Below are 18,226 nucleotides of genomic sequence, written 5' to 3'. Positions count from 1 at the left end.
TGGCGGGCGGGCTATGCCGCGGGGCGCGCGGGTCGGGCTGCTGGGCGGGTCGTTCGATCCGCCGCACGCGGGGCATCTGCACCTGTCGCGTGAGGCGCTCAAGCGGTTTGGTCTGGATCTTGTGGTCTGGCTGGTCAGTCCCGGCAATCCGCTAAAGCCGAACCCGCCCGCGCCCTTGGCCGACCGGATGGCGGCGGCCCGCGCGCTGGTCGATCATCCGCGCATCCTGATCAGCAATTTCGAGGCGCGGTCCGGCACGCGCTATACGGCGCAGACGCTGGAGGCGCTGCAAGGCCAGTTCCGCGATGTGCGATTCACTTGGCTGATGGGGGCCGACAACCTTGCGCAGTTTCACCGGTGGGAGAACTGGCAGGATATCCTGCAAACCGTTCCGGTGGGGGTGCTGGCGCGTCCGGGTCTGCGGATTGCCGCGCGCAGCTCGCCCACGGCGCGAATCTATCGGAACGCGCGCCTGCCTGCCAAAGCCTCGCGCACACTGGGGGCCGCCGCTGCGCCCGCGTGGTGTTTTGTGAACATCCCGATGAAGGCTGTCAGCTCTAGCGCGATCCGCGCGGCTGGCCACTGGGCAACAGGCCCGAAATCGTGAAGGGCCGCGCCTCAGTTGTTGGTTGTCGGGCGTGGCGGGATTCGCTTAGATCACGCGCATGACCAAAGGCTTTTCCAGACGTGTCTTTATGGGCGGGGCTGCCGGACTGGCGCTTGGCGGGGCGTTGCCCGGCTGGGCGCGCGCGCCGGACACCTCATTGCGCCCGGTGGCGCGGGCGGATGATTTCCGCAAACGCGTCCAACCCCCTGCCGAGGCGCTGATAGAGCGCGCCGCCTTGGACGGCGATGTCAGCTTTGCCGTCGCGCGGTTGCAGAACGGCGAGGTGCTGGAAACACATTCCCCGGATGTCGACCTGCCCCCGGCCAGCGTCGCCAAGGCGCTGACGGCGGGCTATGCGCTGGATGTGCTGGGGCCGGGACACCATTTCGTCACCCGCGTGATTGCCACGGGTCCGGTGAAAGAGGGCGTGGTGCAGGGCGATCTGGTGCTGGCGGGCGGCGGCGATCCAACGCTGGACACCGACGCGCTGGCCGATCTGGCCAAGGCGGTGAGCGCCGCTGGCGTGACCGGCGTAACCGGCGGGCTGAAGGTCTGGGGCGGTGCGCTGCCCTCATTGCCGGGAATCGATGACAGCCAGCCGGATCATGTGGGCTATAACCCCTCGGTGTCCGGTCTGAACCTGAATTATAACCGGGTGCATTTCGAATGGCGCCGCGCCGGGGCCGACTACGCGGTCACGATGCAAGCGCGGTCCAGCGCGCATCGGCCAGATGTTCGCATGGCCCGCATGGCGCTGATCGACCGCAGCCTGCCAGTTTATACCTATGAGGACGCGGGCGGGCGCGACAACTGGACCGTGGCGCGTGGCGCGTTGGGCGATGGCGGCGCGCGCTGGCTGCCGGTCAAGAAACCCGAAGCCTATGCCGGTGAGGTCTTTCAGACGATGCTGGCGGCCAATGGCGTACGTGTCGGCACGGCGACACTCGCCGCCGGATTGCCCGAAGGCGAGATGCTGGCAAGTCATGACAGCCAGCCGTTGCGGATCATCGTGCGCGACATGTTGAAATGGTCGACCAACCTGACGGCAGAGGCCGTCGGGCTGGCCGCGACGGTCAAGCGGACGGGCGTCGTCCCCGCCTCTTTGGCGGCTTCGGCGGCAGAGATGAACTCTTGGGCGCGGGCCAAGCTGGGCGTCGACGGTTTGGCGCTGGTCGATCACTCTGGCCTTGGGGATCAGAGTCGGATCAGCGCGCGCGAGATGATGGGATGCCTGCGGGCGCTGCGGATGACCATGGGGATCAAGCCGCTGCTCAAGGACATCCCGATGCGGGACGCGGATTACAAGGTGGTCGAGGATCATCCGGTGAAGGTGCGGGCCAAGACCGGGACGTTGAATTTCGTTAGCGGGCTGGCCGGGTTCATCGACCTGCCGGATGGCACCGAACTGGTCTTTGCGATCTTTGCCGCAGATATTCCGCGCCGTGACGCGCTGACCAAGGCGCAGCGCGACCGGCCCGATGGCGGGCGCAGCTGGAACAGCCGCGCCAAGATCCTGCAACAGGGTCTGATCGGGCGCTGGGGCGTGCTGTACGAAAGCGATCCGGTCTGAGGTTGCTTGGGCTAACTTGAAAGAATGCCAGGAAAAAGGCCCCGCAGTGACTGCGGGGCCTGTCTGTTTCGCGGGCAGCCAAGCTGCCGGGACATTGATCAGTTGTCGATCACGACCTTCATGTTCTTTTTGCCGACCTGCTGGGTCAGCTTGAACAGCACAGCCGCATGTTCGGGATGCAGGCGCACGCAGCCTGCCGAGGCGGGACGACCAAGGCGGCTGATCTGGTCCGTGCCATGGATCGCGTAGTCACCATTAAAGAAGATGGCGAACGGCATCGGCGCGTTGTTGTAGATGCTGGACCGGTGGTGTTTGGACAGCCAGTAGGCATTCCACTGGCCGCGCGGCGTGTACTTGCCGTTGCGGGCGGTGGACACCGGCCAGCGATAGGCGACCTGACCATTGTAGATCACGGTCATCGTTTGGGTCGATACGTCTACCTTGGCCACAAGAGGCGCGGCCATCGACATCAATGGGGTCAGGCAGAGCAGTGCCGCGCCGAGCGCGGCGGCATAAAAACGGTTCATTTGTCCCTCCAGGTAACAAGCTTGGCAGCTTCGGCGAAAAAATGCCTGAAGGGACCCTACTACGCGGTTAACCGCCGGTCAGTCCGGGATACCTGACCTTTCGGATTCGAGGGAAAACAAGCCTTTCGGATATGGGATTTATGCAACGGTTTGAGGGGCGATTTGGCCAATTCGAACGATTTCAGGGCTGAAGGTGACGCGCGCGGGCACCGCGTTCGATTGCGGCGGCGTGCAGCCGGTCCAGATTGAGCTCATAGCGAATCTCTTCGAGCAGGCGCAGCTCTTCTTCGCGCAGGGTGCCGTCGGCGGCGGCGACGTCACAGGCCAGCGCATAAGCGGTCTCGAACAGGCGTTCGGGCAGGTTGTCGCGGATCAGGCCAAAGAGCGCATCCAGCCCGTCTTCCTGATCGAAGAGTTCGAAAATCAGGCTGGACATGGTGCGGACACGGTCGGCGTCATAATCGGCAAAGATCGGCAGCATGTTCACGGCGCTGTCGATCTTGACCAGTTCGGCGGTCCGGACGTTTTCGTCCGAGGCCGAGACGGCGATCATCAGCGCCACAAGGCAATCCTGCGGGCTGAGCGGCTGGGTGTCGTCGGTCATCTGGGGCCTCGGCTTGTTTGCAGCGATGCGGCGCAATTTATTGACGCTGACCCCAAGGGGCAATAGGAAGCGCGCGCAACATTCCATCAGGAGCAATTGAAATGTCCGATCTGCGTGACGCCGCAATGAGTTCAAAGGCTTGGCCTTTCGAAGAGGCGCGCCGGATCCTCAAACGCTATGAAAAAGCGCCCCCCGAAAAGGGTTACGTGCTTTTCGAGACCGGCTATGGCCCCTCTGGCCTGCCGCATATCGGCACCTTTGGCGAGGTTCTGCGGACCACGATGATCCGCAAGGCGTTTGAGGTGATCTCGGACATTCCGACGCGGCTGATCTGTTTTTCGGACGATCTGGACGGGATGCGCAAGGTGCCGGGCAACGTGCCCCAGCAAGAGATGCTGCGCGAGCACCTGCAAAAGCCGCTGACCTCGGTCCCCGATCCGTTCGGCACGCACGACAGCTTTGGCGATCATAACAACGCCATGCTGCGGCGGTTTCTCGACACCTTCGGGTTCGAGTATGAGTTCTATTCGGCGACCGAGTTCTATCGCTCCGGCCAGTTCGATCCGATTCTGCGGCGGGCGGCGGAACGCTATGACGACGTGATGAAGATCATGCTGAAGAGCTTGCGCGAAGAGCGCCAGCAGACCTATTCGATCTTCCTGCCGATCCACCCCGAAACGGGCCGCGTTCTGTACGTGCCGATGAAGCACGTCGACGCGGAAAAGGGTGAGATCACCTTTGACGACGAGACCGGGCGTGAATGGACGCTGCCGGTGACGGGCGGCAACGTGAAACTGCAGTGGAAGCCGGACTTTGGCGCGCGCTGGGCCGCGCTGGGCGTCGATTTCGAAATGTACGGCAAGGATCACAGCACCAACACGCCGATCTATGACGGCATCTGCCGGGCGCTGGGAGAGAGGGCGCCGGAGCATTTCACCTATGAGTTGTTCCTAGACGACAAGGGGCAGAAGATATCGAAGTCGTCGGGCAACGGTATCTCGATCGACGAGTGGCTGTCCTATGCCTCGACCGAGTCGCTGTCCTATTTCATGTTCCTCAAGCCCAAGACGGCAAAGCGGATGTATTTCGACGTCATCCCCAAGGCGATGGACGAATACCATCAGCAGTTGCGCGCCTACGCGACGCAGGACCAGAAAGCGCAACTGGCGAACCCGGTCTGGCATATTCACGGCGGCGATGTGCCGGAGTCGAAGATGGTGGTGCCGTTCTCGATGCTCCTGAACCTTGCCAGCGCGGCGGGCGCGCATGACAAGGAAACGCTGTGGGGCTTTATCCGCCGCTATGCGCCGGATGCCACGGCGGAGACCCATCCGGATCTGGATGCGGCGGCGGGCTATGCGGTGAAATACTGCGAGGACTTCGTCCTGCCGAACAAGACCTTCCGCGCGCCGGATGAGAAAGAGCGCGCCGCAATGGCAGACCTTGCTGCGCAACTGCGCGCGCATGACGGGGCGACCGACGACGAAACGCTGCAATCCATGGTCTTTGCCATTGGCAAAGCGCATGAGTTCGAGAACCTGCGCGACTGGTTCAAGGCGCTGTACGAGGTCCTGCTGGGCCAGAGCCAAGGGCCGCGCTTTGGTGGGTTCATCGCGCTGTACGGTGTGGATGAGACCGCCACCCTGATCGACAAGGGACTGGCGGGCGAACTGGGCTGAAGGCTCTCACCGCTGTGTGATTTTGACCTCGCCTCCTTGCGGCTTACCTTTGGGAAAGTCGCGAGGAGGATGATATGCGAAAATTGATGATCGGGCTGGCCGTTGCGGCGGTTCTGGCCGGAGCGGTGCGGGCGCAGGACGCGCTGACGCCCAATCCGCAGATCCAAGGCATTATTCAGGGTCAGATAGACGCGTTTCAAAGCGATGACTTTGTGACCGCCTTTGATTTTGCCAGTCCGGGGATCAAGGGCACCTTTCGCACCCCTGAGAATTTCGGCGCGATGGTGCGACAGGGGTATCCGATGGTCTGGCGACCGCAGGACCTGCGATTTGGCCCCTTGCGCGAGATTGACGGCGCGCTCTGGCAGCAGGTGTTGATTGAGGACGCGGCTGGCAAGCGTTTTGTGGTCGAGTACCGCATGGAGCAGGTGGACGGCGTGTGGCGAATCTCTGGCGTTCAGGTGGTCCCCGCGTCCGGTCTGTCCGCCTGACAGGGCGGGACGGGCGCGGCGCTCGTGCGCTGCGCGCACATTGCCCCGCCCACCGTCCCCGGTCGCAAGAGGCGGTTTCGCAAGGTCTAGAAGTCGGTCCAGACCCCGAACTTCAACCCCATGGAGGTGTCGCCCGTCAGCCCCCATGTGAGCCCCGTTTCGAGTTTGACCGGCCCCCGCAGCGGCAGCACAAGTGACGGTGCGATCCGCACAAATGGATCGCGCCCGTCCGGCTGGCCTGTCTGCACCTGCAGGATCAGTTTCCGGTCCTTGGACAGATTTCGCCCCCATGTCATGTCCAGCTTGAGATCGGTCTTGCCGGTGTCGACATAGGTTTCGGCGACGCTGTCGATCGAGATCCAGCCTTTCTTGAGGCCCCATCCCACCGACAGTGCCGGGCGCACGACGCGCTGGCCCGAAACCGTGCCAAACCCGAACTGCGCCGAAACCTGCGCCCCTGTGTCCGACTGTCGGAGCGGCCACTGGAAAAACAGCACGGTCTTGCCACTGCCGGACACCGAATGACCAACGTCCAGCCCCATGGTCAGCCGATCCGTCAGGCCGTATTCGACATAGAGCGTCGAATAGTCTTCGGTCGGGTCAACGGATGTCCAGGTGCCCATGTCCTGTGGCCAGCCCAGCCGGATCGACAGGCTGGCAAAGCCGTCGCCCTGTTTGCGCGGCCATGCACCGGCCTGCGCCGACCCGGCGACAAGGCAGGCAATAAGTCCAGCGGCAAGGGCATTTGCCAAAAAGCGGGCAGGTCGGGGCATCTGTGGTGCGCGGGAGCGCCTCCGTTAAGGTCTTATTCACGATGGTAAAGACGGTTTGGTTAACGGAAGGTGAAGCATTTCAAGGGGAGGGCTGGATTCCCCGCGTCCCGGGGTGCAAGGTCGTCCGAAACGGCGTGCGGGGGATATCATGGCTGGACAGGTGATCACGGTCGCGCAGCAAAAGGGCGGCAGCGGAAAGACGACGCTGGCGGCGCATCTGGCGCTTGGCTTTCACGGACAGGGCAAACGCGTGGCGGTGGTGGACCTTGACCCGCAGGGCAGCCTTGGCCGCTGGTTCATGACCCGGATCGAAAACGCGCCCGAAAGCTGTGAGGGGCTGGAATTTGCCACGTCCTCGGCCTGGGGGATTTCGTACGAGGTGCGCAAGCTGTCGGCCTCCAACGATATCGTCATTATCGACACCCCGCCCAAGGCGGACAGCGACCTGCGGCCTGCGCTGCGGGCTGCGGACCTTGTGGTGGTGCCGGTGGCGGTCAGCCATGTGGACCTGTGGGCAACCGAGGGCGTGCTGGATCTGGCCGCGCGGGAGAACTGCAAGACGCTGCTCGTGATGAACCGCACACGCGTGGGCACGCGGCTGAACGCCGAAGTGGCAGAGGCGGCGGCGCGGCTGGGCGCGGATGTCGCCAAGGCCAGCCTTGGCAACCGCGTCGGCTATGCCGAGGCGCTGGGGCAGGGGCGCGGCGCCCATGAGGGGGTCAAGACGCCCGCCCGCGCCGAGATCGCCGCACTGTTGCAGGAGGTGGCGGAGCGGCTTGGGACCGGATAAGGGAGCGCCAAGGAGACGCCCGATGACCGATCTTGACGCACTTTCCCACCTGATCCGCGCCGATGCCGAGGCACGGGGGCAGACGATTTCCCGCCTTGGCTATTTCTGCGCGCCCTTCCGCCCGGACAGCGGCCCGCTTTCGGACAAGGTGATCAAGGTCTATCGCGGGTTGCGCGATGTCGCGGCGCTGGAGCGGCTGCACCAATGCCATGACGATTACGTTGTGGCGCTCTTGGCGGGCGGTGTGCCGATGCCGCAGACAGAGTTTCATCTGCTTGACCTCGACGGAGCCAAGGTGCCGGTGATCGTGCAAGAGGCGCTGCCGGTGGACAGCCTGATGCGCCCCTTGATGCAGGACGCGCCGTTGGCGGCCACGCTGGAGATGATGGAGGCGGCGGGGCAGGTCATCGCGCGCTTCTGGCATTGGGCCGAGGCGCAGGAGGGGCGGATTGGCTTTCACCCCTCGATCCGCAACTTTGCCATCATTGACGGTGGTGCGGTGTTTTTCGACACCTTCCCGCCGTTGATCCACTACAGCCGCGAAGAGATGGGCCGGATGCTGCTGACCTTTTCGGACAAGCGGTTGATGCGCGTGATCGGGCCGTTGATGCAGCGGCGGGTGACGGGCATTCAGGACGAATGGTATTCGCCGGCGGAGACGCTGGTGGGGCTGGTCGGGTCGGCCTGCCGGCTGCGGCCTGACCATGCGGCGGTCTATCTGGATTGGGGCCGGGATTTCGTTGGCCGTGAAATGACGCCTTGGGCGGATGAGGCACTGGCCGGGCTGAACGCGCCGCCCAAGCTGCCGGGCTATTGGACCGGCTTTCGCAAGCTGCTGGGCCTGCAGGGTGAGCCGAACGTCTGAGGCAAGCGGTCCGGTGGCATCCGCGCAGAATGTCGCCGTGACGGCTTGGCCTTTTGCGCGTGGGGAATTACGCCTTGGACATGCCAAGCAAGACTCCGGATTTCTTTGACACTGATGCGCTGGTGGGCGTGCTGACCACGCAGCCGCTGGACCGGGTGCTGGATTATCGCGCGCCAGAGGGCGGGTGCTGGCAAGGGGCCTATGTCGAGGTGCCGCTGGGGCCGCGCAAGGTGCTGGGCGTTGTCTGGGGGCCGGGGCGCGGGGATTTCGACGCCTCGAAGATACGCGCCATCAACCGCGTGCTGGATGTCGCCCCGATGCGCGAAGAGATGCGGCTGTTCATCGAGAAATCCGCCGCTTACACACTGACGCCGTTGACCGCGATGCTGCGGCTGGCGACGCGGGCCCCGGGGCTGGGTGATCCGCCGTCGATGCGCAAGGTTTACCGGCTGGGTGAGGGAGAGCCGCCGCGCATGACCGACGCGCGGACCCGTGTGCTGGATGCGGCGCGTGAGATGGGCGGGCTGTCGCTGACGCTGAAGGAACTCGCCGAGGCGGCGGGGGTGACGACATCTGTGGTCAAGGGACTGGTCAAGAGCGGCGCGATCCTTGAGGAGGACACGCCGCGCGACACCGCCTTTGCCCGGCTGGACGCCGAGTATGGCGGCAAGGAGCTGACGGCGGATCAGGCGGCGGCGGCAGAGGTCTTGCGCGCGGGGCAGCGGGCCGGACGTTATGAGACGGTGCTGCTGAAAGGCGTGACCGGGTCTGGCAAGACCGAGGTCTACCTGGAGGCGGTGGCCGAAGCGTTGCGGCAGGGGCGGCAGGCGCTGGTGCTGCTGCCGGAGATCGCCCTGTCTGCAGAGTTCCTGACGCGGGTCGAGGCGCGCTTTGGCGCGCGCCCCGCCGAATGGCATTCCGGTGTCACCATGACCGAACGGCGGCGGGTTTGGCGCATGGTCGGCGAGGGTAAGGCGCAGGTGGTGGTTGGGGCGCGGTCGGCGCTGTTCCTGCCGTTCCAGAACCTTGGCGTGATCGTCGTCGATGAGGAACACGACACCTCTTACAAACAAGAGGATGGCGTCCTTTATAACGCCCGCGACATGGCCGTTTTGCGGGCGTCGATCCTTGGGGCGCAGGTGGTATTGGCCTCGGCCACGCCTGCGCTGGAAAGCTGGGCCAATGCGGACGCGGGCAAGTACAAGCGTCTGGTGCTGACCTCACGCTTTGGCCCGGCGGTGATGCCGCAAATGCGGGCCTTGGACATGCGGGGCGAGGATTTGCCCTCGGGGACATGGATTTCTCCGAGCTTGCAGGCGGCGGTCCGGGTGCGGATGGAAAAGGGTGAGCAGGCGCTGCTGTTCCTGAACCGGCGCGGCTATGCGCCGGTGACGCTGTGTCGGGCCTGCGGCGAACAGATTGCCTGCGATCATTGTGACGCGCGCATGGTCGAGCATCGCTTTCTCAAGCGGCTGATCTGTCATCAATGTGGTGAAAGCAAGCCGGTGCCGGAGGTCTGCCCGTCCTGTCAGGTCGAGGGCAAGCTGGCCGCCGTGGGGCCGGGGGTGGAACGGCTGGCCGAAGAGGCGACGGCGAAATTTCCGGACGCGCGGATAGCGGTGCTGTCCTCGGACCTGTTCGGGACGGCGCGTGAGTTGAAGGCGCAGATCGAGACGATTGCGGCGGGCGGGGCGGATATCATCATCGGCACACAGCTGGTGGCGAAGGGGCACAACTTTCCCCACCTGACGCTGGTGGGCGTGATCGACGCGGATCTGGGCCTGCAAGGGTCCGACCTGCGCGCGGCAGAGCGGACCTTTCAACTGATGCGGCAGGTGGCGGGGCGTGCGGGGCGGGCGGAAAAGCCGGGACAGGCGCTGTTGCAGACCTTTCAGCCGGAGCATCCGGTGATCCGGGCCATTCTGGCGGGCGATGAAGAGGCGTTCTGGAAGGCCGAGGCCGATGAGCGGCGGCTGGCGGGAATGCCGCCCTATGGGCGGCTGGCGGGGATCATCCTGTCGGGCGGGGACGTGGCAAAGGTGTTTGATCTGGGCAATTATCTGGCCCGAAACGATGCCGCCCTGCGGCGGGTCGATGCGGTGGTCTGGGGGCCTGCGCCCGCGCCCATCGCACGGGTGAGGGGGCGGCATCGGGTGCGGCTGCTGGTGAAGGCCCCCAAGGGCGTGGCCCTGCAAGGAGCGCTCGCGGACTGGGCTGGACAGGTCAAGCTGACAGGCGATCTGCGCATGGCGATCGATATTGATCCGCAAAGCTTTTTCTGAGCTGCGTGATCCATCTGTCCACGCGTGGCCAGGGTGGGTGACGTCGCGTCTTCAGGGGCTTGCAGAGACGGTTTTACTTTTGTTTTACCTTTTCCGCGCAAAGATGGGTGCGGGAAACGTGAGGCCGTCAAGGGGGTTCAGCGCCATTCCATGCGGCAATTGACCAGCAGGCCCAGAGGGCCGCGTTGGCACACCTTGACCCGGCGTTTTTTGGGCGTGGCGTTTGTCGCGGATCAGCCGGGCCTGTTGGGCGGCGTTCATCCGCTTCGGTTGCCGGGGCGGTCGGCGCGGCAGAAGTGGCGGCTTTCAGAGGGGGCGGGACACTTCGGGTGCGGTCACGGGACGTGCAGGTATCGGCCTTGTCCCTGCCAGAACATCGAACATGTCGAGAGCGCTTGACCTGCCGCGATCCGGGATGCCACGGGCGACGTGTCAGGGAACAGGATGAGGCGGCACAGGCTTAACGCTTCGATAGAGAATGAGGGGAGCGTTATGACGTGAAGGCCGTGTTGGGTCCTCTCGACCGTTTTGAACAGAGTTCAATCGGGTGCCGGGCGCACCACAACGGCCAGCGTCAGCGCCAGAAGGCCGCGCAAAAGGCGATTGGACAAGCAAGGCGTTTGACCGGGCATGAGACCACCAGTTTCCCCGACGTTGCCTGTTGCCGCAAGGGTATTTCGCGAAGGCGTGGGCGCGCGGGGCATGAATCGCGCGACCAAAGCGCCACAACACCGCGTCTTTTCAGGGGTCGCCTTGTTTGTCCCCATGGCCGTCTCTACATCGCCAGCCATGAGACGTTGGATCCCCTTTCTGAAATCCGTGCCACGGGTGTCGGTTGTGCGCCTGCAAGGTGCCATCGGCGTGCCGGGCCGGTCGAGCATCAGCGACCGTTCGGTTGCGACGATGCTGGAAAAGGCCTTTAAATCCAAACCGGACGCCGTTGCGCTGGAAATCAACTCTCCGGGCGGGTCGCCGGTGCAAAGCTCTTTGATCGGCGCGCGCATCCGGCGGCTGGCGGATGAGCATGAGGTCCCGGTCATCGCCTTTGTCGAGGATGTGGCGGCCTCTGGCGGGTACTGGATCGCCTCTGCGGCGGATGAGATCATCGCCGACCCCAGTTCGATCCTTGGCTCTATCGGGGTGATCTCGGCGGGCTTTGGCGCGCATCTGTTCATGGAACGGCAGGGGATTGAACGCCGGGTGCATACGGCGGGTAAATCCAAAAGCATGTTGGACCCGTTCCGCCCGGAAAAACCAGAGGATGTGGACCGCCTGAACCGGCTGCTGGAGCAGTTGCACGGGACGTTCATTGCCCAGATCAAGGACCGGCGCGGCGATAAGCTGACCGATAACCCTGATCTGTTTACCGGCGAGGTCTGGATCGGGCAGTCGGCGGTTGATGAGGGGCTGGCCGATGGCATCGGCCATCTGGTGCCCGCGATGAAAGAACGTTTTGGCGACAAGGTGCGTTTCAGACGCTTTGAGCAGCGCAAGCCGCTGATCCCGCGACTGGGCGCGCAGGCCGTGCAGGGCACGCTGGGCGAGATCGAGGAACGCGCGGAATACGCGCGGTTTGGTCTGTCTTGATCGTCAAGATCGTCACCCTGTTTCTGGTGTTCATCGCCGTGCTGGGGTTCTTTGGCAAATTGCGCGTGCCGGGGGCGCGGAAGTTGGGACAGCTGCGCGACCGCGCGCGGCTGGCGTCGACAAAGTGCCCGCACTGCGGACGATACAAGATCGGCAAGGGGCCTTGCGACTGCCGAAAAGGAAAGACCTGAGATGGTTTACGTCTATGCGGCGCTTGGCCTTGTGATCCTGTTGCTGGCCGGGGATGCGCTGGTCAAAGGGGCGGTGAACGTGTCGCTGCGGATGGGAATCCCGGCGCTGATCGTCAGCCTGACCATCGTTGCCTTCGGCACTTCGGCACCGGAACTGCTGATTTCCATCAAGGCTGCGCTGGAGAATGCGCCGGGCATTGCGCTGGGCAACGTGGTAGGGTCGAACACCGCCAACGTGCTGTTGGTGCTGGGGGTGCCGGGGCTGATCACCATCATGCACACCAGCGAATGTGACACCCGGTCCAGCTATTTGCAGATGATCGGCGCGACGCTGGTCTTTATCGCGCTGGCCTTTCGCGGCGTGTTCGACATGACGGCGGGCATTGGCCTGCTGGCCTTGCTGGCGGTCATTCTGGGCGGGCAGGTGCGCGCGGCGCTGCGCCACCGGGCCAAGGGCGACGTTGACGACGACCTTGAAGAGCCCGAGGGCGCGGACCCGGACATGCCATGGTGGAAGATCGGCTTGTTTCTGGCGCTGGGCCTGATCGGCCTGCCGCTGGGCGCGGACCTGCTGGTCGACAGCGCCGAGGAAATCGCGCGCATGTTCGGGGTGCCCGATGCGGTGATCGGCCTGACGCTGGTGGCGCTGGGCACCTCGCTGCCGGAACTGGCGACGACGGTCATGGCGGCGATCCGCAAGCAGGCGGATGTGGCCATCGGCAACGTGATCGGGTCAAACCTGTTCAACCTGCTGGCCATCATCGGCGTCGCCTCTCTGATCGCGCCGATCGAGGTCAGTCCGGGTTTCTTGCAGTTTGACCTCTGGGTGATGCTGGTGGCCTCACTGTTGCTGATGCCCTTCGTGTTCTTGGGCCGTGACCTTGGCCGGGGATGGGGCATCCTCTTGTCGGCGCTTTATGTGAGCTATGTCGTCATCGTATTGACGTGACGGAGGATCGCATGAGCGGAGAGGCAGGACGTGCCCTTGTGACCGGGGCGGGGCGGCGGCTGGGCCGCGCCATGGCAGAGGCGCTGGCGGCGCAGGGCTACGCGGTGGCGGTGCATTACGCGGGATCGCGGGAGGCGGCGCAGGAGGTCGTTTCTGGCATCACGGCGCGGGGCGGGCAGGCGGTGGCCTTGCAGGCGGATCTGCTGGTCGAGGAGGAGACGCAGGCCTTGGTGGCGCGTGCGGCCGAGGCGCTGGGCGGGCCGCTGACGGTGTTGGTCAACAATGCCTCGATCTTTGAGCACGACGACATCGCCAGCGCCACGCGCGACAGTTGGGACCGGCATTTCGAAAGCAACCTGCGCGCGCCCTTTGTGCTGACGCAACGGTTCGCTGCGCAGGTGCCAGAGGCGGTCGCCGATGCGCAGGGAGAGCCGGTGGCGCAGGGCCTTGTGGTCAACATGATTGACCAACGGGTCCGCAAGCTGACGCCGGAATTCATGACCTACACACTGGCCAAATCGGCGCTCTGGACCTTGACGCAGACTGCGGCGCAAGGGCTGGCGGACAAGGTTCGGGTGAACGCGATCGGGCCGGGGCCGACACTGCAAGGCGGGCGGCAGGACCCGGAGGCCTTTGCCCGCCAGAGGGCTGCAACGGTGCTGGGGCGCGGGGTCAACCCGGAGGACATCACCGACGCGCTGCTGTTCTTCCTGAAGGCGAAAGCCGTGACAGGGCAGTTGCTTTGCATTGATGGTGGGCAGCATCTGGCGTGGCAAACGCCGGATGTGACCGACGTGGAGTGACCTGCCGCCGCGTAAGTTTTGCACTGGTCACAAACCCTTAACAAAAGCGTTACGAAAAGATTAGCAGACTCAATAGCTTGTAAGGCCTCTGTATTTTTTCACAATGAAATCAATGCCTTGTTTAAGTGATTAAAAATTGTGCAATGCAGCGAAGTGGGCCAATTCCAACGAAAATTTCGACCTGCCCGGAATTTGCCCGCAGACTTATCCACAGTTTCGGTGGATGCAATAGTGCTTGAACCGGCCTCAGCCGCGTTGCAGCAAAGACAAGGAATCGGGCATAGGATGGCGCAGGCGGACGGCCGCGCAGCAGAGCTTGGCAAGGGAGGTATTCCACCGTGGCGAACGGGCACGACATCATTCAGGGCTATCTGAAAACGCTGGACAGTTCGCCCGGCGTTTACCGGATGCTGGATGACCAGAGCCGCGTTCTGTACGTCGGAAAGGCCCGCAATCTGAAGGCGCGAGTGTCCAGCTATGCGCGACCCACGGGGCATTCGCGGCGGATCGAGCGGATGATCGCGGGCACCGCGTCGATGATGTTCCTGACCACACGGACCGAGACCGAGGCGCTGCTGCTGGAGCAGAACCTGATCAAGCAGCTCAAGCCAAAATTCAACGTGCTGCTGCGCGACGACAAGTCGTTTCCGAACATCCTTGTGACCGACCATACCTATCCGATGATCAAGAAGCATCGCGGCGCGAAGAAGGAAAAGGGCGACTACTATGGACCCTTTGCCAGCGCGGGCGCGGTCAACCGGGTGCTGAACCAGTTGCAGAAGGCGTTTTTGCTGCGCAACTGCTCGGACTCGATGTTCGACACGCGCACGCGGCCCTGCCTGCAACATCAGATCAAGCGGTGCAGCGCACCCTGTGTGGGCAAGATCAGCCCCGAGGAGTACGGTGCCAGCGTCAAGGACGCGCAGCGCTTTCTGTCGGGGCGGTCGACGCAGATACAGGCGCAGTTGAAGACGCAGATGGCGGAAGCGTCCGAGGCGATGGAGTTTGAGCGCGCGGCCGCCCTGCGCGACCGTATCCGCGCGCTGACGCAGGTGCAGACCGCGCAGGGGATCAACCCGCAGACCACCGCCGAGGCGGATGTGATCGCGCTGCACATGGAGGGCGGACAGGCCTGTGTGCAGGTGTTTTTCATCCGCGCGAACCAGAACTGGGGCAATCAGGATTTCTATCCGCGCGTGGGTGAGGACGTGAGCCATGCCGAGGTGATGGAGGCCTTTCTGGGCCAGTTCTACGACCAGAAGGAACCAGCCCGCTTGCTGCTGCTGTCCCACGGGATCGAGGACGCGGACCTGATGTGCGAGGCCTTGTCCGACAAGGCGGGCCGCAAGGTCGAGATCACCGTGCCGCAGCGGGGCGAAAAAGCCGAGCTGATTGACGGCGCGCTGCGCAACGCCAAGGAGAGCCTTGGCCGCAAGATGTCGGAAAGCGCAGCGCAGGCCAAGCTGTTGCGCGGGTTGGCGGAGGCGTTCGACCTGGACGGACCGCCGGCGCGGGTCGAGGTTTATGACAACAGCCATATTCAGGGCACCAATGCCGTCGGCGGGATGATCGTGGCCGGGCCGGACGGGTTCATGAAGAACCAGTACCGCAAGTTCAACATCAAGGGTGAGGATCTGGTGCCGGGAGATGACTTTGGCATGATGAAAGAGGTCCTGCACCGCCGTCTGACCCGGTTGCAGAAGGACGACCCGGATCGCGACAAGGGGCTGTGGCCGGACCTGATGCTGATCGACGGCGGCGCGGGACAGGTGTCGGCGGTGGCGGAGATCATGGCCGAACACGGGGTCGATGACGTGCCGTTTGTCGGTGTGGCCAAGGGCATCGACCGGGACGCGGGCAAGGAAGAGTTCCACCGCGTCGGACAGCGGCCATTTGCGCTGCGACGCAATGATCCGGTGCTGTATTTCGTCCAGCGCCTGCGGGATGAGGCGCACCGCTTTGCCATCGGCACCCACCGGGCCAAGCGCGCCAAGGCACAGATGGCCAACCCGCTGGACGAGGTGCCCGGCGTGGGCGCGGCGCGCAGGCGCGCGTTGATGGCGCATTTCGGCTCGGCCAAGGCGGTGAGCCGCGCAAACCTTGCCGATCTGAAAGCGGTGGAGGGTGTGAGCGCGGCGCTGGCGGAGCGGGTTTACGCGTATTTCCACGAGAAGGGGTGATGTGGTGTGTGTGGCCGTGGGCTTGGGTCGATTGGCGCGGTTTCGGTGTAATCCAATTGGCGCGCCTTCGGCGCGACAGGTTTAGCTTGCGGGCAAGGCCCGCAAGCGGTGAGGGGCGCTGCCCCTCTGCCTGCGGCATTCACCCCGGGATATTTCCCGGACAGAAGAAATCAGCAGCGGTGCGCAGTGTCCTGATGGAGTGCCTGATTGTTGGCGAGGTCAGGGCAGGAGGGCCTGCAGAGTCTCGCGGAGTGGCAGAGGCAGCGGTGCGGGGCGGCCCTGGGCCCCGGTGAGGACCTGGGTGAAGAAGCCCTCTGTGCAGGCTGTGTTCTCATCGTTGCGAAAGAGGCCGATCTCTGTGCGCATGGAGGAGGTGCCGATGTGGCCGAGGCGCAGGCCCGCGTGGATCGTGTCGGGAAACCCGGCCTCTGCGTGGTAGCGGCAGCCGGTCTCGACCACCAGAAGGCGCATCGCGTTTGGCCCCCGGATCGGGATGCCGTTTTCCATTTGCCACAGGCTGATCGCGGTGTCGAAAAGCGACAGGTAGGTGGCGTTGTTCATGTGGCCGTATTCGTCGTTGTCCATCCAGCGCGTCGGCAGGGTGCGAAAGGCGCGGTAGTCGGCGCGGGTGCCGGGGGCCGGGCGGGTCATTGTGACCTCAGGACGCGGAAGGCGGCGGACGCGCCCCAACCTGCGGCGATGGCGATGAAGAGGGACATCAGGCCGTAGATCAAGGGCTGTTGCCGAGAGAGGCCGAAGAGCCAGCGTTCAAGGCCGACCTTGCGCACCTCGATTTCGGTCTCATAGGAACTGATCACCTCGCCGCCGCGGGTGAGGAAGATGCGGGTGGGGTAGGTGCCTTCGGTCAGGTTGGCAGGCATCGAGACGGCGGTGTTGAAGAGGGTTTCCTCACGCAGGGTCACGGTGTTTTCGAGCAGTTGGTAGGTGCCTTCGTGGGTGCGGATGCGGATCACCGCCTCGGTGAAGCTTTGCGCGTCGGGGACGTCCATCGGAGCGCCAACAGAGCGGATCGCGCGCGGGATCGATATTCTGTGGCGCAGGTCTTCGGTGTCCGAGATCACCGACTCCCACGGGGCGGTGGTGGCGATGGCGTAGAAGCTGGGCGCGGCGTCGACCTCGACCGCGTGGGCGTTGACCCAGATGCCGAAGCGGCGGGCCTGACGCCAGACGGTGAGCGGCTTGTGCGGGCCGGCAACGGCGACGATGACCTGCAGCGGGTCGCCGGAGATGGGTGTTTCACGCTTGACCGCGCCGAAGATCAGGATGTCTGAGCCGTCGAAATCGGTGGAGATCTGGACGATGTCCTTGCTCAGGCCGAGCACCACCTCTTCTGCCCGGGCGGGCAGGGCAGCGACGAGGAACAGGAGCAGCCAGCGCATCATGATCCGGCACTTTCGGCGATGACATAGAGTTCTGACGGGGTGAGCAGCAGGTCGAGCGCCAGCTTGCCGCAGACCAACAGCACGAGCCCGGCCAGCAGGATGCGCAGTTGTTCGGCCCGCAGGCGCATACCGATGGTGGTGCCGACCTGTGCGCCGATCACGCCGCCGACCAGCAGCAGCACCGCCAGCATCACGTCGACGGTGTAGTTGGTGGTGGCGTGCAGCAGGGTGGTGAAGGCGGTGACGAAGATGATCTGGAACAGCGAGGTGCCGATGACGACCTTGGTCGGCATGTTCAGCAGGTAGATCATCGCGGGCACCATGATAAAGCCGCCGCCCACACCCATGACCGCCGCCAGCACGCCGACGGCAAGACCGACCAGCAACGGCGGGATCACGGAGATATAGAGACCGGAGGTGCGAAAGCGGATCTTGAAGGGCAGCGCGTGGACCCAGTTGTGTTTCTTGCGTTTCGGCGGCGCGCCGCGGCGGGATTTGCGCAGGGCGTTCAGGCTTTCGACGAACATCAGCGCGCCGATGATGCCAAGGAAGACGACGTAACACAGGTTGATCAGCAGATCGACCTGACCCAGCGATTTCAGATAATTGAACAGCACAACGCCAAAGGCCGCCCCGATAAGGCCGCCGATCAGCAGGACCGTGCCCATTCGGAGGTCCACCGTCTTACGTTTGAGGTGTGCCATCAATCCGGACACGGACGAGGCGACAATCTGGTTTGCCCCGGTGGCCACGGCCACGGCGGGCGGGACGCCGATGAAAAACAGCAGCGGTGTCATCAGAAACCCGCCACCCACGCCGAACATCCCAGACAAAATGCCGACAAGCCCGCCAAGCCCCAGAAGGAGGAAGACGTTGACTGACACTTCGGCAATCGGGAGGTAGACCTGCATGGCGCAAGCTATCC

The 18,226-nt window shown here is 64.1% G+C and carries 18 protein-coding genes; 12 read left to right on the top strand and 6 right to left on the bottom strand.

From position 1 onward, the window contains the following. Positions 1-13 precede the first annotated feature (13 nt). Together VOI21_RS00420 and dacB are read left to right on the top strand one after the other, a co-directional pair. Positions 14-607 carry a nicotinate-nucleotide adenylyltransferase gene (locus VOI21_RS00420; protein WP_323768384.1) on the top strand — a complete coding sequence of 198 codons (594 nt, stop codon included), beginning with the start codon at positions 14-16 and terminating at the stop codon, positions 605-607. 58 nt (positions 608-665) lie between these two features. Next, entirely contained in the window at positions 666-2,177 is a 1,512-nt protein-coding gene (dacB, locus tag VOI21_RS00415; RefSeq protein WP_323766584.1) for a D-alanyl-D-alanine carboxypeptidase/D-alanyl-D-alanine-endopeptidase, read from the top strand. A gap of 98 nt (positions 2,178-2,275) precedes the next feature. Here dacB and VOI21_RS00410 read toward each other — a convergent pair whose 3' ends face one another. Then, positions 2,276-2,704: a L,D-transpeptidase gene (locus tag VOI21_RS00410; RefSeq protein WP_323766582.1), complete on the bottom strand. Its 429-nt coding sequence runs from the start codon at positions 2,702-2,704 to the stop codon at positions 2,276-2,278. A gap of 181 nt (positions 2,705-2,885) precedes the next feature. Then, positions 2,886-3,308 (bottom strand): tellurite resistance TerB family protein, encoded by a 423-nt coding sequence (locus VOI21_RS00405; protein ID WP_323766580.1) that lies wholly within the window; start codon positions 3,306-3,308, stop codon positions 2,886-2,888. Between the two features lie 101 nt (positions 3,309-3,409). On the opposite strand from VOI21_RS00405, the gene VOI21_RS00400 reads away from it, so the two are divergent. Together VOI21_RS00400 and VOI21_RS00395 are read left to right on the top strand one after the other, a co-directional pair. Beyond that, entirely contained in the window at positions 3,410-4,987 is a 1,578-nt protein-coding gene (locus VOI21_RS00400) for a lysine--tRNA ligase (RefSeq protein WP_323766578.1), read from the top strand. Between the two features lie 74 nt (positions 4,988-5,061). After that, positions 5,062-5,478: a DUF4864 domain-containing protein gene (locus VOI21_RS00395; RefSeq protein ID WP_323766576.1), complete on the top strand. Its 417-nt coding sequence runs from the start codon at positions 5,062-5,064 to the stop codon at positions 5,476-5,478. 86 nt (positions 5,479-5,564) lie between these two features. Here the strand turns inward: VOI21_RS00395 and VOI21_RS00390 are convergent, their stop codons facing one another. After that, complete coding sequence (locus VOI21_RS00390; protein WP_323766574.1) at positions 5,565-6,251, bottom strand: hypothetical protein; 687 nt, start codon at positions 6,249-6,251, stop codon at positions 5,565-5,567. A gap of 148 nt (positions 6,252-6,399) precedes the next feature. Here VOI21_RS00390 and parA point away from each other — a divergent pair, with 148 nt between their 5' ends. From parA to uvrC, 8 genes are all read left to right on the top strand, one after another. After that, positions 6,400-7,041: a ParA family partition ATPase gene (parA, locus tag VOI21_RS00385; RefSeq protein ID WP_323766572.1), complete on the top strand. Its 642-nt coding sequence runs from the start codon at positions 6,400-6,402 to the stop codon at positions 7,039-7,041. Positions 7,042-7,063: 22 nt separating this feature from the next. Next, the gene (locus tag VOI21_RS00380) at positions 7,064-7,906 is read left to right on the top strand and encodes a DUF6206 family protein (protein WP_323766570.1); all 843 of its coding nucleotides are present in this window, start codon (positions 7,064-7,066) and stop codon (positions 7,904-7,906) included. Between the two features lie 80 nt (positions 7,907-7,986). After that, positions 7,987-10,188: a primosomal protein N' gene (locus VOI21_RS00375; protein ID WP_323766568.1), complete on the top strand. Its 2,202-nt coding sequence runs from the start codon at positions 7,987-7,989 to the stop codon at positions 10,186-10,188. Positions 10,189-10,977: 789 nt separating this feature from the next. Next, positions 10,978-11,775 carry a S49 family peptidase gene (locus VOI21_RS00370; RefSeq protein ID WP_323766566.1) on the top strand — a complete coding sequence of 266 codons (798 nt, stop codon included), beginning with the start codon at positions 10,978-10,980 and terminating at the stop codon, positions 11,773-11,775. Next, the gene (locus VOI21_RS00365) at positions 11,772-11,966 is read left to right on the top strand and encodes a hypothetical protein (protein ID WP_323766564.1); all 195 of its coding nucleotides are present in this window, start codon (positions 11,772-11,774) and stop codon (positions 11,964-11,966) included. The genes VOI21_RS00370 and VOI21_RS00365 overlap by 4 nt, the downstream gene beginning before the upstream one ends. Position 11,967: 1 nt before the next feature. Further along, positions 11,968-12,915: a calcium/sodium antiporter gene (locus VOI21_RS00360; RefSeq protein ID WP_323766562.1), complete on the top strand. Its 948-nt coding sequence runs from the start codon at positions 11,968-11,970 to the stop codon at positions 12,913-12,915. Between the two features lie 11 nt (positions 12,916-12,926). Continuing rightward, positions 12,927-13,718, top strand: a complete 792-nt coding sequence (locus VOI21_RS00355; RefSeq protein ID WP_323766560.1) for an SDR family oxidoreductase — start codon at positions 12,927-12,929, stop codon at positions 13,716-13,718. 338 nt (positions 13,719-14,056) lie between these two features. Continuing rightward, positions 14,057-15,898 carry an excinuclease ABC subunit UvrC gene (gene uvrC / locus VOI21_RS00350; protein WP_323766558.1) on the top strand — a complete coding sequence of 614 codons (1,842 nt, stop codon included), beginning with the start codon at positions 14,057-14,059 and terminating at the stop codon, positions 15,896-15,898. A 219-nt stretch (positions 15,899-16,117) separates the two neighbouring features. Here the strand turns inward: uvrC and VOI21_RS00345 are convergent, their stop codons facing one another. Genes VOI21_RS00345 through VOI21_RS00335 form a run of 3 tightly spaced genes read right to left on the bottom strand, consistent with a single transcriptional unit; the run spans position 16,118 to position 18,212 of the window. Continuing rightward, positions 16,118-16,549 carry an acyl-CoA thioesterase gene (locus tag VOI21_RS00345; protein ID WP_323766556.1) on the bottom strand — a complete coding sequence of 144 codons (432 nt, stop codon included), beginning with the start codon at positions 16,547-16,549 and terminating at the stop codon, positions 16,118-16,120. Continuing rightward, entirely contained in the window at positions 16,546-17,301 is a 756-nt protein-coding gene (locus tag VOI21_RS00340) for a TIGR02186 family protein (protein WP_323766554.1), read from the bottom strand. The genes VOI21_RS00345 and VOI21_RS00340 overlap by 4 nt, the downstream gene beginning before the upstream one ends. Continuing rightward, a complete protein-coding gene (locus tag VOI21_RS00335) occupies positions 17,298-18,212 on the bottom strand; it encodes a sulfite exporter TauE/SafE family protein (protein ID WP_323766552.1) in 915 nt (304 codons plus the stop codon). The genes VOI21_RS00340 and VOI21_RS00335 overlap by 4 nt, the downstream gene beginning before the upstream one ends. Positions 18,213-18,226 lie beyond the last annotated feature (14 nt).

Origin of the sequence: Antarctobacter sp. (genome assembly GCF_034670325.1) — a bacterium.
GTDB lineage: Bacteria > Pseudomonadota > Alphaproteobacteria > Rhodobacterales > Rhodobacteraceae > Antarctobacter.
This window is presented reverse-complemented; position numbering and strand designations above follow the sequence as displayed.

Excerpts from the sequence above, each read along its gene's own strand:
- VOI21_RS00420 (WP_323768384.1), top strand. The coding sequence starts at position 14 with ATGCCGCGGGGCGCGCGGGTCGGGCTGCTGGGCGGGTCGTTCGATCCG.
- dacB (WP_323766584.1), top strand. The coding sequence starts at position 666 with ATGACCAAAGGCTTTTCCAGACGTGTCTTTATGGGCGGGGCTGCCGGA.
- VOI21_RS00410 (WP_323766582.1), bottom strand. The coding sequence starts at position 2,704 with ATGAACCGTTTTTATGCCGCCGCGCTCGGCGCGGCACTGCTCTGCCTG.
- VOI21_RS00405 (WP_323766580.1), bottom strand. The coding sequence starts at position 3,308 with ATGACCGACGACACCCAGCCGCTCAGCCCGCAGGATTGCCTTGTGGCG.
- VOI21_RS00400 (WP_323766578.1), top strand. The coding sequence starts at position 3,410 with ATGTCCGATCTGCGTGACGCCGCAATGAGTTCAAAGGCTTGGCCTTTC.
- VOI21_RS00395 (WP_323766576.1), top strand. The coding sequence starts at position 5,062 with ATGCGAAAATTGATGATCGGGCTGGCCGTTGCGGCGGTTCTGGCCGGA.
- VOI21_RS00390 (WP_323766574.1), bottom strand. The coding sequence starts at position 6,251 with ATGCCCCGACCTGCCCGCTTTTTGGCAAATGCCCTTGCCGCTGGACTT.
- parA (WP_323766572.1), top strand. The coding sequence starts at position 6,400 with ATGGCTGGACAGGTGATCACGGTCGCGCAGCAAAAGGGCGGCAGCGGA.
- VOI21_RS00380 (WP_323766570.1), top strand. The coding sequence starts at position 7,064 with ATGACCGATCTTGACGCACTTTCCCACCTGATCCGCGCCGATGCCGAG.
- VOI21_RS00375 (WP_323766568.1), top strand. The coding sequence starts at position 7,987 with ATGCCAAGCAAGACTCCGGATTTCTTTGACACTGATGCGCTGGTGGGC.
- VOI21_RS00370 (WP_323766566.1), top strand. The coding sequence starts at position 10,978 with ATGAGACGTTGGATCCCCTTTCTGAAATCCGTGCCACGGGTGTCGGTT.
- VOI21_RS00360 (WP_323766562.1), top strand. The coding sequence starts at position 11,968 with ATGGTTTACGTCTATGCGGCGCTTGGCCTTGTGATCCTGTTGCTGGCC.
- VOI21_RS00355 (WP_323766560.1), top strand. The coding sequence starts at position 12,927 with ATGAGCGGAGAGGCAGGACGTGCCCTTGTGACCGGGGCGGGGCGGCGG.
- VOI21_RS00345 (WP_323766556.1), bottom strand. The coding sequence starts at position 16,549 with ATGACCCGCCCGGCCCCCGGCACCCGCGCCGACTACCGCGCCTTTCGC.
- VOI21_RS00340 (WP_323766554.1), bottom strand. The coding sequence starts at position 17,301 with ATGATGCGCTGGCTGCTCCTGTTCCTCGTCGCTGCCCTGCCCGCCCGG.
- VOI21_RS00335 (WP_323766552.1), bottom strand. The coding sequence starts at position 18,212 with ATGCAGGTCTACCTCCCGATTGCCGAAGTGTCAGTCAACGTCTTCCTC.